The 13,232-nt window shown below is 72.1% G+C and carries 12 protein-coding genes; 2 read left to right on the top strand and 10 right to left on the bottom strand.

All coding sequences use genetic code 11. The annotated features are described in order from the left end of the window. Positions 1–17: 17 nt before the first annotated feature. The 6 genes from E8D34_RS06780 to E8D34_RS06755 form a co-directional block, all read right to left on the bottom strand. Positions 18–491, bottom strand: a complete 474-nt coding sequence (locus tag E8D34_RS06780; protein ID WP_136593856.1) for a hypothetical protein — start codon at positions 489–491, stop codon at positions 18–20. Between the two features lie 147 nt (positions 492–638). Continuing rightward, positions 639–2,234 (bottom strand): phosphoglycerate dehydrogenase, encoded by a 1,596-nt coding sequence (gene serA / locus E8D34_RS06775; protein WP_136593855.1) that lies wholly within the window; start codon positions 2,232–2,234, stop codon positions 639–641. 174 nt (positions 2,235–2,408) lie between these two features. Next, a complete protein-coding gene (efeB, locus tag E8D34_RS06770) occupies positions 2,409–3,668 on the bottom strand; it encodes an iron uptake transporter deferrochelatase/peroxidase subunit (RefSeq protein WP_136593854.1) in 1,260 nt (419 codons plus the stop codon). A 19-nt stretch (positions 3,669–3,687) separates the two neighbouring features. Further along, positions 3,688–4,884 carry an iron uptake system protein EfeO gene (efeO, locus tag E8D34_RS06765; protein ID WP_136593853.1) on the bottom strand — a complete coding sequence of 399 codons (1,197 nt, stop codon included), beginning with the start codon at positions 4,882–4,884 and terminating at the stop codon, positions 3,688–3,690. Positions 4,885–4,951: 67 nt separating this feature from the next. Further along, positions 4,952–5,845, bottom strand: coding sequence for an iron uptake transporter permease EfeU (efeU, locus tag E8D34_RS06760; protein WP_136593852.1), 894 nt, complete (start codon positions 5,843–5,845; stop codon positions 4,952–4,954). A 107-nt stretch (positions 5,846–5,952) separates the two neighbouring features. Next, the gene (locus tag E8D34_RS06755) at positions 5,953–6,732 is read right to left on the bottom strand and encodes a DsbA family oxidoreductase (protein WP_276606582.1); all 780 of its coding nucleotides are present in this window, start codon (positions 6,730–6,732) and stop codon (positions 5,953–5,955) included. Positions 6,733–6,824: 92 nt separating this feature from the next. On the opposite strand from E8D34_RS06755, the gene E8D34_RS06750 reads away from it, so the two are divergent. Together E8D34_RS06750 and E8D34_RS06745 are read left to right on the top strand one after the other, a co-directional pair. Next, the gene (locus E8D34_RS06750; protein ID WP_136593850.1) at positions 6,825–7,724 is read left to right on the top strand and encodes an ATP-binding cassette domain-containing protein; all 900 of its coding nucleotides are present in this window, start codon (positions 6,825–6,827) and stop codon (positions 7,722–7,724) included. Continuing rightward, on the top strand, positions 7,721–8,545 hold the full coding sequence (locus E8D34_RS06745) for an ABC transporter permease (RefSeq protein ID WP_136593849.1): 825 nt from the start codon (positions 7,721–7,723) through the stop codon (positions 8,543–8,545). Before E8D34_RS06750 ends, E8D34_RS06745 begins: the two co-directional genes overlap by 4 nt. A gap of 95 nt (positions 8,546–8,640) precedes the next feature. Here the strand turns inward: E8D34_RS06745 and ilvC are convergent, their stop codons facing one another. The 4 genes from ilvC to E8D34_RS06725 form a co-directional block, all read right to left on the bottom strand. Further along, positions 8,641–9,666, bottom strand: a complete 1,026-nt coding sequence (gene ilvC, locus E8D34_RS06740) for a ketol-acid reductoisomerase (RefSeq protein WP_136593848.1) — start codon at positions 9,664–9,666, stop codon at positions 8,641–8,643. A gap of 112 nt (positions 9,667–9,778) precedes the next feature. Then, positions 9,779–10,315 carry an acetolactate synthase small subunit gene (ilvN, locus tag E8D34_RS06735; RefSeq protein ID WP_136593847.1) on the bottom strand — a complete coding sequence of 179 codons (537 nt, stop codon included), beginning with the start codon at positions 10,313–10,315 and terminating at the stop codon, positions 9,779–9,781. Then, complete coding sequence (locus E8D34_RS06730; RefSeq protein WP_136593846.1) at positions 10,315–12,075, bottom strand: acetolactate synthase large subunit; 1,761 nt, start codon at positions 12,073–12,075, stop codon at positions 10,315–10,317. Before E8D34_RS06730 ends, ilvN begins: the two co-directional genes overlap by 1 nt. Positions 12,076–12,372: 297 nt before the next feature. Then, the gene (locus E8D34_RS06725; protein ID WP_136593845.1) at positions 12,373–13,224 is read right to left on the bottom strand and encodes a CHAD domain-containing protein; all 852 of its coding nucleotides are present in this window, start codon (positions 13,222–13,224) and stop codon (positions 12,373–12,375) included. Positions 13,225–13,232: the final 8 nt, after the last annotated feature.

Here is a 13,232-nt window from a genome sequence, read left to right as displayed (position 1 = left end):
CGGTGGTGGAGGCGTCGTCACCTCGTGGTGACGGCGAGCCGGACCAGCGTGACGGCCTGCACGATCGCCGCGACCACGGTGCCGAACGTGGCCACCCCGAGCATCAGGTAGGTCAGCGGCTCCCACCCGCCCCAGACGCCGGCGAAGTCGAACGGCCAGACCTGCCACATCCGGACCAGGGCGAGCAGCGAGACGAGGGTGGTGGCCAGGTCGCCGAACGCCTTGAGGGCCGCGGTGTCGCGGACTAGGAAGACGATGTTCGCGGCGATGCTCGCCACGATCGAGGCGTCGACGAACGGCAGCACGTCGGTGAACCCGTCCGAGAGGAACGGCACCACGTCCCACCCCGGCCAGCGGTGGATCAGGAACAGGACGACGAGGTTCGCGCCGACGGCGACGACGTAGCCGAACCGGCGCGCGGCGGGCGACGGTCGCCCGCGCCGACGCGTCGTCCGGGCGTCCGCCCGGGTGCTCGTCCCGGCTTCGTTCACGCCTCCAGCCTCGCCACCCCACGGCGCACTGACCAGGGACTTCGGGCTCCCCCGGCGGGACCTCCGTCAACGCCGCCGGCCGGAACGGCGACGGGCCCCGACGCCGTACGACGTCGGGGCCCGCTGCCGGTGCCTGCAGGAACGCGGTCAGTCGCTGGTGACGTCCACCGCGCGGATCGAGGTGGCGTCGATCGCGTTGCTGATCTCGGCGAGCGTCTCGTGCGGGATCGCCGAGTCGACCGAGAGCGCGACCAGCGCCTGGCCGCCCTTGGCGTCGCGGGCGACCTGCATGCCGGCGATGTTGACCTCGGCCTGACCGAGGATCTGGCCGACGACGCCGACCATGCCGGGACGGTCGGTGTAGGTGACGAAGGCCAGGTGGTCGGTGGGCTCGATGTCGAGGTCGTAGCCGTTGACCTCGACCAGCCGCTCGCGCTGGTTGATGCCGACCAGGGTGCCGCTCACCGAGACCTGCGAGCCGTCGGCCAGGGTGCCGCGCAGCGTGATCAGGTTGCGGTGGTCCGGGCTCTCCGGGTCGGTGATCAGGCGCACCGCGGTACCCCGCTCGGAGGCGAGCAGCGGCGCGTTGACGTAGGAGACCTGGTCCTCGACGACGCTGGAGAAGACGCCCTTGAGGGCGGCCAGCTCGAGCACCTTGACGTCCTGGGAGGTGATCTCGCCGCGCACCTCGACATCGAGCTGCTGGGCGACCTCGCCGGCGACGCCGGTGAAGATCTGGCCGAGCTTCTCGGTCAGCGGGATGCCGGGGCGCACGTCCTCGGCGATCACGCCGCCCTGGACGTTGACCGCGTCGGGGACGAGCTCGCCGGCCAGCGCCAGGCGGACCGACTTGGCCACCGCGATGCCGGCCTTCTCCTGGGCCTCGTCGGTGGAGGCACCCAGGTGCGGGGTGGCCACGACGTTCTCGAGCTCGAACAGCGGGCTGTCGGTGCACGGCTCCTTGGCGAACACGTCCAGGCCGGCGCCGGCGATGCGGCCGGTCTTCAGGGCGTCGTAGAGGGCGGCCTCGTCGACGATGCCGCCGCGGGCGGCGTTGACCAGGACCAGCGACGGCTTGGCCTTGGCCAGCTGCTCGGCGCCGATCAGGCCGACGGTCTCCGGGGTCTTGGGCAGGTGCACGGACATGAAGTCCGCCTCGGCCATCAGGGTGTCGAGGTCGACGAGGCGGACGCCCATCTGGGCGGCGCGGCCGGCCTGCACGTAGGGGTCGTAGGCGACGACCTTCATGCCGAAGGCCGAGAGGCGCTGGGCGACCAGGACGCCGATCCGGCCCAGGCCGACGATGCCGACGGTCTTCTCGTACAGCTCGATGCCGGTGTACTTCGAGCGCTTCCACTCGCCCTTCTTCAGCGCCGCGTGCGCGGGCGAGACGTGGCGGGCGGCCGCGAGCATCAGCGCGACGGCGAGCTCGGCGGCGGAGACGATGTTGGAGGTCGGCGCGTTGACGACCATGACGCCGTTCTGGGTGGCGGCCTTCACGTCGACGTTGTCGAGGCCGACGCCGGCGCGGGCGATCACCTTGAGGCGGCGGGCCGCGGCGAGCGCCTCGGCGTCGACCTTGGTGGCGGAGCGGACCAGGATGGCGTCGACGTCGGCGATCGCCGGGATCAGCTCGGCGCGGTCGGCGCCGTTGCAGTTGCGGATCTCGAAGTCCGGGCCGAGCGCCTCGACGGTGGCGGGGCTCAGCTCTTCGGCGATGAGGACAACGGGACGATCAGTCACAGCGGGCTTCCTTCGCAGTGCCCGTCGCCGGGCAGGTGATGTGCGTGCAGGTGAGGTGTCGGCACGACGCTGTGCTGCCCTTCACAGTACCGGAGAGCCGGCATGTTACGAACATGTGACCGGCCTTCGGGCGCCTGAATATCCCACACCGCCCCGCCGGCCCCTCTCGGGGGCTCAGGCGAAGAGCGCCTGCCCCACGTACTCGCCCTCGGCCACCCCGGCGGGGACCGCGAAGATGCCCTGGCCGGTGAAGCGCAGGTACTCCCTCAGCGCGTCGTTGGCGGACATCGCCCGCTGCTGCGGGATGAAGTGCGTGCGCGGGTCGCGGACGTAGGCGATGAAGAAGAGACCGGCGTCCAGGCCGCCCAGGTCGTTGGTGCCGTCCACGAAGTTGTAGCCGCGACGCAGCATCCGCGCGCCGCCGAACCGCTCCGGGTGGACCACCCGGACGTGGGCGTCGACCGGGATGATCGGGCCGTCGCTGCCGGCCATCTCGAAGTCGGGCTCGGTGAGCTCCTCGCCGCCCGAGAGCGGGGCACCGGAGTCCTTGGTGCGGCCGACGAACCTCTCCTGGGCCTCCAACGACTGGCGGTCCCAGACCTCGATGGTCATGTTGATCCGCCGGCTGACCAGGTAGGAGCCGCCGGCCAGCCAGGCCGCGGCCGGGTCGTCGCCGCCGTCGACCCAGACGTGCTCGTCGAGCGCAGCGCCCTCCTCGGCCTTGACGTTGGCGGTGCCGTCCTTGAAGCCGAAGAGGTTGCGCGGGGTGTCCTGCGAGGTCGAGGTCGTCGACGTCCGCTCGAAGCCGAGCTGCGACCAGCGCACGGTGGTCACGCCGAAGCCCATCCGGACCAGGTTGCGGATCGCGTGCACCGCCACCTGCGGGTCGTCGGCGCAGGCCTGGATGCACAGGTCTCCCCCGGTACGACGGTCCTCGAGCACGTCCGCGGAGAACGTCGGCAGCGGCTCCAGCGCCGCCGGGCGGCGGTCGGCGAGGCCGAACCGGTCCTTCCCGTGCTCGTCGCGGAAGAGGCCGGGGCCGAAGCCGAAGGTGAGGGTGAGCCGGCTCGCCGGCAGCCCGATCGCCTCGCCGGTGTCGTCGGGGGGCCGGTTGGCCGGACCCTCCACGGCGCCGACGGGTCCGGCGTACCCGCCCTGGGTCATCCGGGCGGCGGCCCCGGTCCAGCGCTTGAGCAGGTCGACGACCTCGTCGCGGTCGTCGGTGGTCAGGTCCAGCGCGACGAAGTGCAGGCGGTCCTGGGCGGGCGTGACGATGCCCGCCTGGCGGGTGCCGTGGAACGGGTAGGTCGGGACCGGAGTCGACGACGCGGCGGCGGCCCGCGGGGAGGTGACCCGGCCCGCGGTGTAGGCACCGGCCACGCCGGCGGCGGCCACCCCGCCGCCGATCAGTCCGCGCCTGCTCACCCGGGCCATGTCCCTCACCCTCCCGAGCTCAGGCGGTCACGGAGGCGGTCAGCTGCGACAACGGCTCGGCGAGCGCGTCCACGGCGGCGGCCAGCGCGCGGACCTCGTCCTTGCTCAGCGCGGTGTAGAGCAGGAAGCCCTCGCCGTCGCGGTGCTGGTCGAGCAGGGACTGCAGGTCGTCGAAGCGCGCGGTCAGCTCGGTGGCGAGCTCGGGGTCCTTGGTCTCCAGCAGCGCCTCGACGCCCTCGTAGGCGACGCGGGCACCGTCGACGTTGGCCTGGAAGTCCCAGAGGTCGGTGTGCGACCAGGCCTCCTCCTCGCCGGTGATCTTGCCTCCTGCGACCTCCTCGAGCAGCCCGATGGAGCCGTTGGCGATCGTGTCGATCGGGTACTCCAGCGCGTCCTCGCCGGTGGCCCGGATCCGCTTGTCCAGCACCTCGGTGTTGGCGAGCAGGTCGTCGCCGTACGCGATCCGCTCCTCGGGGGTCAACGACCTGTACTTGCCGGCCTCGGCGGGCCACAGGTCCTTCTCGATCAGGTGCCAGCCGGTCCACCTCTCGCCGGCGGCGACGTCGACGTCGGCCTCGCGGGCATCCATCCTCGGGTCGAGGTCACCGAAGGACTCGGCGACCGTCTCGATCCGCTCCCAGTGGGTGCGCGCGACCGGGTAGAGGGCGCGGGCCTCGTCGTCGGAGTCGCCGGCCTGGTAGAGGGCCACGAACTCGGCGGTCCTCTCCAGCAGCTGTGCGGACTGGTCCTGGACGTAGGCGCGGTAGTTGGCCTCGGCCTGCTCGATCAGCTCCTGGTCCGACGCGCTGACCGTGACCTCCTCGTCCGAGGCGGTCACGGTGAACGCGGCCCGGATGCCCTCGCCGACCATGCCGGGCTTGCAGGCGGTGGTGTAGGTGCCCTCGGCGGCACTGACGGTGAGGGTCTTGGCCAGGTTCGGGCCGATGTTCTCGACCTCGCCGATGATCCGCAGCCCGTCCTCGTCGAGGAGGTAGAACTCGGTGACGTCCGGGCCGGTGTTGGTGACCTCGAAGGACAGGGTGCCCGCCGGCGCGCTGGTCGCGGAGAGCTCGCAGGCCCCGGCGTCCGAGGCGACGCTCAGGACCCGCTCCGAGGCGCCGTCCGCACCGGTGTCGGTGGCGGCGTTCTCGGTGCAGGCGGCCAGGGCCGGGGCCAGGGCCATCACGGCCACGGAAGCGAGCGCGGTCTTGCGCATGGGAGCAGGTCCTCCTGGTGAGGTTCGGTGGGAGAGGTGACGGGGTGCTGCGGGAAGGCGGACGGGGTCAGCGCTGGACCGGCCGGACCGGCTGGACCGGCCCGCTCGGGTCAGGGGCGGCCGGCACCGGACGGCTCCGGCGCCGCCGGTCGAGGAAGAACAGGGTCCCGACCGGGACGACGTAGAGGACCCAGGCGGTGGCCTCCAGCACGGTGGTGGCCGGGGAGAAGTTGAAGACGCCCTTGAGCAGCGTGCCGTACCAGGACGACGGCGGGATCGCGCCGGAGACGTCGAAGGCGAGGTTGTTGAGGCCCGGGAGGATGCCGGCCTCCTGGAGGTCGTGCACGCCGTAGGCGAGCACGCCGCCGGCGACCAGGATCAGGAAGGCGCCGGTCCAGGTGAAGAAGTGGCCGAGGTTGATCCGGATCGCGCCGCGGTAGATCAGGTGGCCGAGCACCACCGCGACGGCCAGGCCGAGCGCGGCGCCGAGCAGCGGCTCCCACGTGGCGGTCACCGCACCGGCGACGTCGCGGGTCGCGGCCTGCGTCGCGGCCCACAGGAAGAGCGCGGTCTCCAGGCCCTCGCGCCCGACGGCGAGCATCGCCACCACGGCCAGGGACCAGCGCCCGCCCTCGGCGGCGACGTCGATCCTGCCCCTCAGCTCCGCGCCCAGCCCGCGCGCGGCGTTCGCCATCCAGAAGATCATCCAGGTCACGAAGCCGACGGCGAGCAGGGACAGCGTGCCGCCGATCGCCTCCTGGGCCTCGAAGGTCAGCCCGCGCGGCCCGAAGGTCAGCAGGGCGCCGAAGCCGAGGGAGATCGCGACCGCGATGCCGACGCCGACCCAGATCCGCGGCAGCAGGTCCCGACGGTCCGTCTTGACGAGGTACGCGACGAGGATGCTGACGACGAGGGCCGCCTCGAGTCCCTCACGCAGACCGATCAGGAAGTTCGCGAACACAGGTAAACCTTACCTTACTTGTGCCGCGATGGCGCGTGTTGCGCCTCACACGCCGGCGGGGCCGAGGTGCCGGGATGCCCCGGCGCCCTCGGCCCCGTGTCGATGCCTCAGATGGCGCAGCCGTCGGGGCCGCAGGCCTCGGCGCCGGCGTCCCCCGCCAGCACGGTCAGCGGCGCACGCTCGGACCAGGCCTGGGTGAGTGCCTGCGCGAACAGCTCGGTCGGCTGGGCGCCCGAGATCCCGTACTTGCCGTCGATCACGAAGAACGGCACGCCGGTCGCGCCGTAGGCCTGCGCCTGCCGGATGTCGGCGGTGACCGCGTCGGCGTACTCGTCGGAGGCGAGGACCGCGGCCACCCGGTCGGCGTCCAGCCCGGCCGCGACGGCCAGCTCGGCCAGCAGCGCGTGGTCGGCGACGTTGCGCGCGGCGCCGAAGTAGGCCTGCAGCAGGCCCTCCTTCAGCGCGGCCTGGGTGGCCGGGCCGTGCTCGGCGAGCGCGAGGTGGAGCAGCCGGTGCGCGTCCAGGGTGCTGACGTTCGGCGCCTCCTCCTGGTGCCAGGTCATGCCCTCCTCCGCGGCCACCGCGGTGACCTGGGCCTGGGCCTGCGCGGCCTGCTCGACGCTGATCCCGTACTTGCGGGCGATCGCCACGCGGGCGGTCTCCTCGGGCACCGTCGGGGACGACGGGTCCAGCTGGAAGGAGTGGTAGACGACCTCGACGTCGTCGGCGTGCTCGAAGTCGGCCAGTGCGCGCTCCAGGCGCTTCTTGCCGATCGAGCACCAGGGGCAGACCACGTCGGACCAGATGTCGATGCGCATGGTCGTTGAAACGTCACCTACCGCCGAGGCCTTCCCGCTCCGGGGCCCGATCCCTGAGGGATGGGTCACAGACCCCTGATGCCTTCTCAGGGTGGGATCGGGGGCGGACCCGGGGCTGTGCCGGACGCGCGCACGGGCGCCCGGCGGCGAGGCTTGCGGCCATGATCATCGTCAACGACCTGACCAAGCGGTACGGCGGCTACACCGCCGTCGACCACGTCAGCTTCACCGCGCAGGCCGGTCGCGTCACCGGCTTCCTCGGGCCCAACGGCGCCGGCAAGTCCACCACGATGCGGGTCATGGTCGGGCTCACCGAGCCGACCAGCGGCTCCGTCAGCGTGCTCGGCCGCCGGTACGCCGACCTGCCCAACCCCGGCCGCGAGGTCGGCGTGCTGCTGGACGCCTCGGCCCAGCACGCCGGCCGCACCGGCCGGGAGATCCTCACCCTGGCCGCGCGCACCATCGGGGTGCCGCGGGGCCGCGTCGACGCGATGCTCGACCTGGTCAGCCTGACCGACTCGGAGGCCGGCCGGCGGGTGCGCAACTACTCCCTCGGCATGCGCCAGCGGCTCGGCATCGCCACCGCGCTGATCGGCGACCCGGAGGTGCTGATCCTCGACGAGCCGGCCAACGGCCTCGACCCCGCCGGCATCCGCTGGATGCGCGACCTGCTGCGCGGCTTCGCCGATGCCGGCGGCACGGTGCTGCTCTCCTCGCACCTGCTGCACGAGATCGAGGTGATCGCCGACGACCTGGTCGTGATCGGCAACGGCGCCATCGTCGCCAGCGGCACCAAGGGCGAGCTGCTGGCCACCGCCGGCACGCTGGTCCGCTCCGAGGACACGGTCGCGCTGGCCACCGCGCTCGGCGCAGCCGGCATCGTCGTCCACCCCTCCGGCCACGACGCGCTGCGCGCCGAGGCCGACCTGACCACCGTCGGCCGCGCCGCCTTCGCCGCCGGCATCCCCCTCACCGAGCTCCGCGCCGCCGACGGCGCCGGACTGGAGGAGATCTTCCTGGAGCTCACCGCCGCCACGCAGCGCGAAGGAGCAGCAGCATGAGCACCACGTCCACCACCACCACGGTCGACGCCGTCCTCGCCGGCCCCGCCCGTCGGGAGCGCAGCGCGCCGGCGCCGATCCCGACCGGCCGGCTCCTCGGCGTCGAGCTCCGCAAGATGTTCGACACCCGCTCCGGGTTCTGGCTGATGGCCAGCATCGTGATCCTGTCGGTCGTCGCCACCGGCGCGGTGATCATCTTCGCCCCCCGCGAGGAGCTCACCTTCAACGCCTTCGCCTCCGCGGTCGGCATCCCGATGTCGGTGATCCTGCCGATGATCGCGGTGCTGGCCGTGACCTCGGAGTGGAGCCAGCGGACCGGGCTGACCACCTTCACCCTGGTGCCCAGCCGCGGCCGGGTGATCGGCGCCAAGGCCGCGCTGACCGTGGCCATCGCGGCCACGTCGATGGTCGTGGCGCTCGGCGTGGGCGCGCTGGGCAACCTGCTCGGCACGGCCATCGCGGGCGTCGACCCGACCTGGGACATCAGCGCCACCCAGTTCGCGCAGATCGTGCTCGCCAACGTGATCGGCATGATGGGCGGATTCACCCTCGGCGTGCTGCTGCGCAGCTCCGCCGCCGGGATCATCGGCTACTTCGTGTGGTCCTTCGTGCTGCCAGGCGTCTCCGGCGCGCTGGCCGGCGTGCAGCAGTGGTGGGCCGACCACGCCGCCTGGTTCGACCTGAACACCGCCTACTACCCGCTCTTCGACGAGAAGATGACCGGCGAGATGTGGGCCCAGCTCGGCGTCACCAGCGTCCTCTGGCTGGTGCTGCCGCTGACCGCCGGCCTGTGGGCGCTGCTCCGCTCCGAGGTGAAGTAGCTCAGGGCCACCCGCGCAACGCACGAGCGCCCCCGGAACCAGTCGGTTCCGGGGGCGCTCGTCGACGCCGTACGGCGGGCCGTACGACCCGTGGGTCAGCGCGCGGCCGAGCCCTCGGTGTAGTCGTCGTCGCTCTGCTTCCAGGCGAAGCTGGCGCGCAGGGTCTTGCCGGTCGCCTCGATCGGGTGGCCGGCCTCCTCCTCGCGGAGCTTCAGGAACTCCGGCGCGCCGGCGTCCTGGTCGCCGATGAACCGCTCGGCGAAGGCGCCGCTCTGGATGTCGGCGAGGACGTCCTTCATCCGCGCCTTCACGCCGGCGTCGATGACCCGCGGGCCGGAGACGTAGTCGCCGTACTCGGCGGTGTCGGAGATCGACCAGCGCTGCTTGGCGATGCCGCCCTCCCACATCAGGTCGACGATCAGCTTGAGCTCGTGGAGCACCTCGAAGTAGGCGATCTCGGGCTGGTAGCCGGCCTCGGTCAGCGTCTCGAAGCCCGCCTGGACCAGGTGCGACACACCGCCGCAGAGGACGGCCTGCTCACCGAACAGGTCGGTCTCGGTCTCCTCGGTGAAGGTCGTCTTGATGACGCCGGCGCGGGTGCCGCCGATCGCCTTCGCGTAGGACTTGGCGATCTCCCAGGCCTGGCCCGAGGCGTCCTGCTCGACGGCGATGATGTCCGGGATGCCGCGGCCGGCGACGTACTCGCGGCGCACGGTGTGGCCCGGGGCCTTCGGGGCGACCAGGATGACGTCGACGCCCTCGGGCGCCTTGATGTAGCCGAACCGGACGTTGAAGCCGTGGCCGAAGACCAGCGTGTCGCCGGCGGCGAGCGCCGGGGCGATCTCGTCGGCGTACAGGTGGCGCTGGACCTGGTCGGGGGCGAGGATGACGATGACGTCGGCCTCCTCCGCGGCCTCCCGCGGGGTCAGCACGCGCAGGCCCTCCTCCTCGGCCTTCGCCCGGCTCTTCGAGCCCTCCTTGAGGCCGACGCGGACGTCGACACCGGAGTCGCGCAGGTTGAGCGCGTGGGCGTGGCCCTGGCTGCCGTAACCGATGACGGCGACGTTCTTGCCCTGGATCAGGGTCAGGTCGGCGTCGTCGTCGTAGAACATCTCAGCCACTGGTGGCCTCTCCTTCGGTGATGGGGTGCGCTGCCGGTCGGCCCGGTACGGCGCTGTTCGCTGGTGTGGATTGTGCGCGTCGGTGACGCGAGGACGGTGGGCGGGGTGGGGATCAGCCGACGGCCGGCGGGACGGGGACGGCGACCGGCTTGCTGCGCTCGGAGATCGAGCGGGCGCCGCGGCCGATGGCGACCATGCCGCTCTGCACCAGCTCGCGGACCCCGAACGGCTCGAGGATCCGCAGGAAGTCGGCGATCTTGTCGGCGTTGCCGACGAGCTGGACGGTGATGGCGTCGGTGGCGATGTCGACCACCTTGGCGCGGAAGAGCTGGACCAGGTCGAGCACCTGCCCCCGGGTCTCCGCGGTGGCGCCGACCTTGACCAGCACGAGCTCGCGGGCGACCGAGGCCGACGGCTCGAGCTCGACGATCTTGATCACCTCGACCAGCTTGTTGAGCTGCTTGGTGACCTGCTCCAGCGGCGAGGACTCGACGCTGACCACGATCGTCATCCGGGAGACCTCGGCGTGCTCGGTCGGGCCGACCGCCAGGGACTCGATGTTGAAGCCGCGCCGCGAGAACAGCGCCGCGATCCGGGCGAGGACGCCGGGCTTGTCCTCGACCAGGACCGAGAGGGTGTGAGTGGCCATCAGAGGTCGTCCTCGTCGAACTGGGGCGCGAGGTCGCGCGCGTACTTGATGTCGTCGTTGCTGGTGCCGGCGGCGACCATCGGCCAGACCATGGCGTCGCGGTGCACCCGGAAGTCGACCACGACCGGGACGTCGTTGATCTCCATCGCCTTGGCGATGGTGGCGTCCACGTCCTCCGGGGACTCGCAGGCCAGGCCCACGCAGCCGTAGGCGTCGGCGAGCTTGACGAAGTCCGGGATCCGCTTGGAGTGCAGGTCGGTGTTGGAGTAGCGCTCGTTGTAGAACAGCGTCTGCCACTGCCGCACCATGCCGAGCGACTCGTTGTTGATGATCGCGACCTTGATCGGGATGTTGTTGATCGCGCAGGTGGCCAGCTCCTGGTTGGTCATCTGGAAGCAGCCGTCGCCGTCCACCGCCCAGACCGTGGAGTCCGGCATGCCGACCTTGGCGCCCATCGCCGCGGGCACCGAGTAGCCCATCGTGCCCAGGCCGCCGGAGTTGAGCCAGGTGTTCGGCTTCTCGTAGCCGACGAACTGCGCGGCCCACATCTGGTGCTGTCCGACACCGGCGGTGAAGATCGTGTCGGAGCCGGAGATCGCGCCGAGCCGCTCGATCACGTACTGCGGGGCCAGACCGCCGTCGGCGGGCCGCTCGTAGCCGAGCGGGTACTTCTTCTTCACCCCGGCGCAGAACGCGACCCAGCCCTCGTAGTCGCCGGTGTTGCCGGCGTCCTGCTCGGTGCGCAGCGCGGTGGTGAGGTCGATCAGCACCTCGCGCACGTCGCCGACGATCGGCACGTCGGTGTAGCGGTTCTTGCCGATCTCGGCGGGGTCGATGTCGGCGTGGATCACCTTGGCGTCCGGGGCGAAGGAGTCCAGGTTGCCGGTCACCCGGTCGTCGAAGCGGGCGCCGAGGCTGATGATCAGGTCGCTCTTCTGCAGACCGGCGACCGCGGCCACCGTGCCGTGCATGCCGGGCATGCCGAGGTGCTGCGGGTGGCTGTCCGGGAAGGCGCCGCGGGCCATCAACGTCGTCACCACCGGGATGCCGGTGAGCTCGGCGAAGGTGCGCAGCTCCTTGGCCGCGCCGGCGCGGATGGTGCCGCCGCCGACGTACAGGACCGGCTTGCGCGACTCCAGGATCAGCCGTGCGGCCTCCCGGATCTGCTTGGCGTGCGGGCGGGTGATCGGCCGGTAGCCGGGCAGCGTGATCTCGCTGGGCCAGCGGAAGTCGGTCATCGCCTGCAGGGCGGACTTGGTCACGTCCACCAGCACCGGGCCCGGGCGACCGGTGGAGGCGATGTGGAACGCCTCGGCGATCTTGGTCGGGATCTCCGCGGGGTCGGTGACCAGGAAGTTGTGCTTGGTGATCGGCATCGTGATGCCGCGGATGTCGGCCTCCTGGAAGGCGTCGGTGCCGATCAGCGCGGCACCGACCTGGCCGGTCACCGCCACCATCGGGACGCTGTCCATGTGCGCGTCGGCGAGCGGGGTGACCAGGTTGGTCGCACCCGGGCCCGAGGTCGCCATGCAGACGCCGACCCTGCCGGTCGCGGCCGCGTAGCCCTGGGCGGCGTGGCCGGCCCCCTGCTCGTGGCGGACCAGGATGTGCCGGATCGAGCTGTCCATGAGCGGGTCGTACGCCGGGAGGATCGCCCCGCCCGGGATGCCGAAGATGTCGGTGACCCCGGCCGCTTCCAGCGACCGCACCAGGCTCTGCGCTCCGGTGATCGATCCCCCGGGGCCCTGCTGCTCACTCATTCCGCGTTGTCCTTCGTGTTCGTGGTCGTCGTACTCAACAAAAAACCCCTCGGTTGCCGGGCAACGAGGGGTGGACGCGCGACTGGTGTCAGTCGACGCGTCCGGTGCGTACGAGAAGGCGGCGCATGTCGGCCACCGTACGCGGTCGTACGTCGTCCCGTCCACGCCAGTCTCTCATGCGTCCCAAATGACAAGACAGGCGTCTCACGATCGGGACGCAATCGAGGCGCTCCGACGCGGTCGCGCGTCAGCGGTGACGGCGGCGAGACGCGCTGGCCGGGCGGGGCCCGCTCGGCCTCAGCGCAGCCGGTCCCGAGCCTCCGCGAGCCGCTCCACGTCGTCCGGCAGCCCCGCGAGAGCCTCGCAGGCCAGCTCGCGGGCGGTCGCCGCGACGGCACTGTACGGCGCCATCGCGGGCGCGGTGCGCTCCACGTGCTCGGCCAGCAGCAGCGCGTCACGATGGTCGCCCAGCCGGGACTGGATGGCGGAGCCCGCGGCGCCGAGGTCCACCACGTCGGCGCCGAGCAGCGCGACCGGTTCCTTGGTGACCGCCTCCGCCGTGTGGCGCAGCCGCCGCGCCTTCTTGCGCAGCTCGTGCAGCGCCTCGGGCGACGCCTCCGCCAGGACGTCCGGCACCAGGCCCAGCGTCACGTCGGCCTGGCCGAGGACCAGCCCGGAGGCCACCTCCTCGGCCGGCTTGTCCGGCCTCTTCAGCGGCGGACCGGCCGACCACTCCGCGAGCGTCGCCCGCAGGTCCGCCGCCGCCGCTCCCCCGCTCCACGCCGCGAACGTCCGGTGCGCGCCTCCGTGCTCCAGGCGCAGCGGGTCGACCAGGTCCGCGCGCAGGTCGCCCAGCTCCAGGCGCTCCAGCAGGTCGTCCAACAGGTCCGCGCGCACCTCCAGGTCGCGTGGCACGCCGAGCAGCGCGCCCAGGTCGCCCAGGTCGCGGCGGAGCGCCTTCGTCGGCCGGCCCCGCAGGTGGTGGCCGAAGACCGACAGCGCTGTGCGCAGGCGGCGGACCGAGGTCCGCAGGCGGTGGACGCCGTCGTACTCGTCCTCGACGGCGGCCGGCAGCCGCTGCTCGATGCGCCCCACCAGGTCGGCGAGCACGGCGGCGACCATCTCACCGGTGCTGACCGCTGACGCCATGGGCGCCA

Origin of the sequence: Nocardioides sp. GY 10113, assembly GCF_004919105.1 — a bacterium.
Lineage (GTDB): Bacteria > Actinomycetota > Actinomycetes > Propionibacteriales > Nocardioidaceae > Nocardioides.
The sequence above is the reverse complement of the archived record's forward strand: the minus strand, read 5'-3'. Positions and strand labels throughout refer to the sequence as shown.

What these genes read in the sequence shown, in the direction of transcription:
- efeB (WP_136593854.1), bottom strand. Translation starts at nt 3,668, where the DNA reads ATGGCCCGGGTGAGCAGGCGCGGACTGATCGGCGGCGGGGTGGCCGCC.
- ilvN (WP_136593847.1), bottom strand. Translation starts at nt 10,315, where the DNA reads ATGGCCACTCACACCCTCTCGGTCCTGGTCGAGGACAAGCCCGGCGTC.
- E8D34_RS06750 (WP_136593850.1), top strand. Translation starts at nt 6,825, where the DNA reads ATGATCATCGTCAACGACCTGACCAAGCGGTACGGCGGCTACACCGCC.
- E8D34_RS06745 (WP_136593849.1), top strand. Translation starts at nt 7,721, where the DNA reads ATGAGCACCACGTCCACCACCACCACGGTCGACGCCGTCCTCGCCGGC.
- efeO (WP_136593853.1), bottom strand. Translation starts at nt 4,884, where the DNA reads ATGCGCAAGACCGCGCTCGCTTCCGTGGCCGTGATGGCCCTGGCCCCG.
- E8D34_RS06730 (WP_136593846.1), bottom strand. Translation starts at nt 12,075, where the DNA reads ATGAGTGAGCAGCAGGGCCCCGGGGGATCGATCACCGGAGCGCAGAGC.
- E8D34_RS06725 (WP_136593845.1), bottom strand. Translation starts at nt 13,224, where the DNA reads ATGGCGTCAGCGGTCAGCACCGGTGAGATGGTCGCCGCCGTGCTCGCC.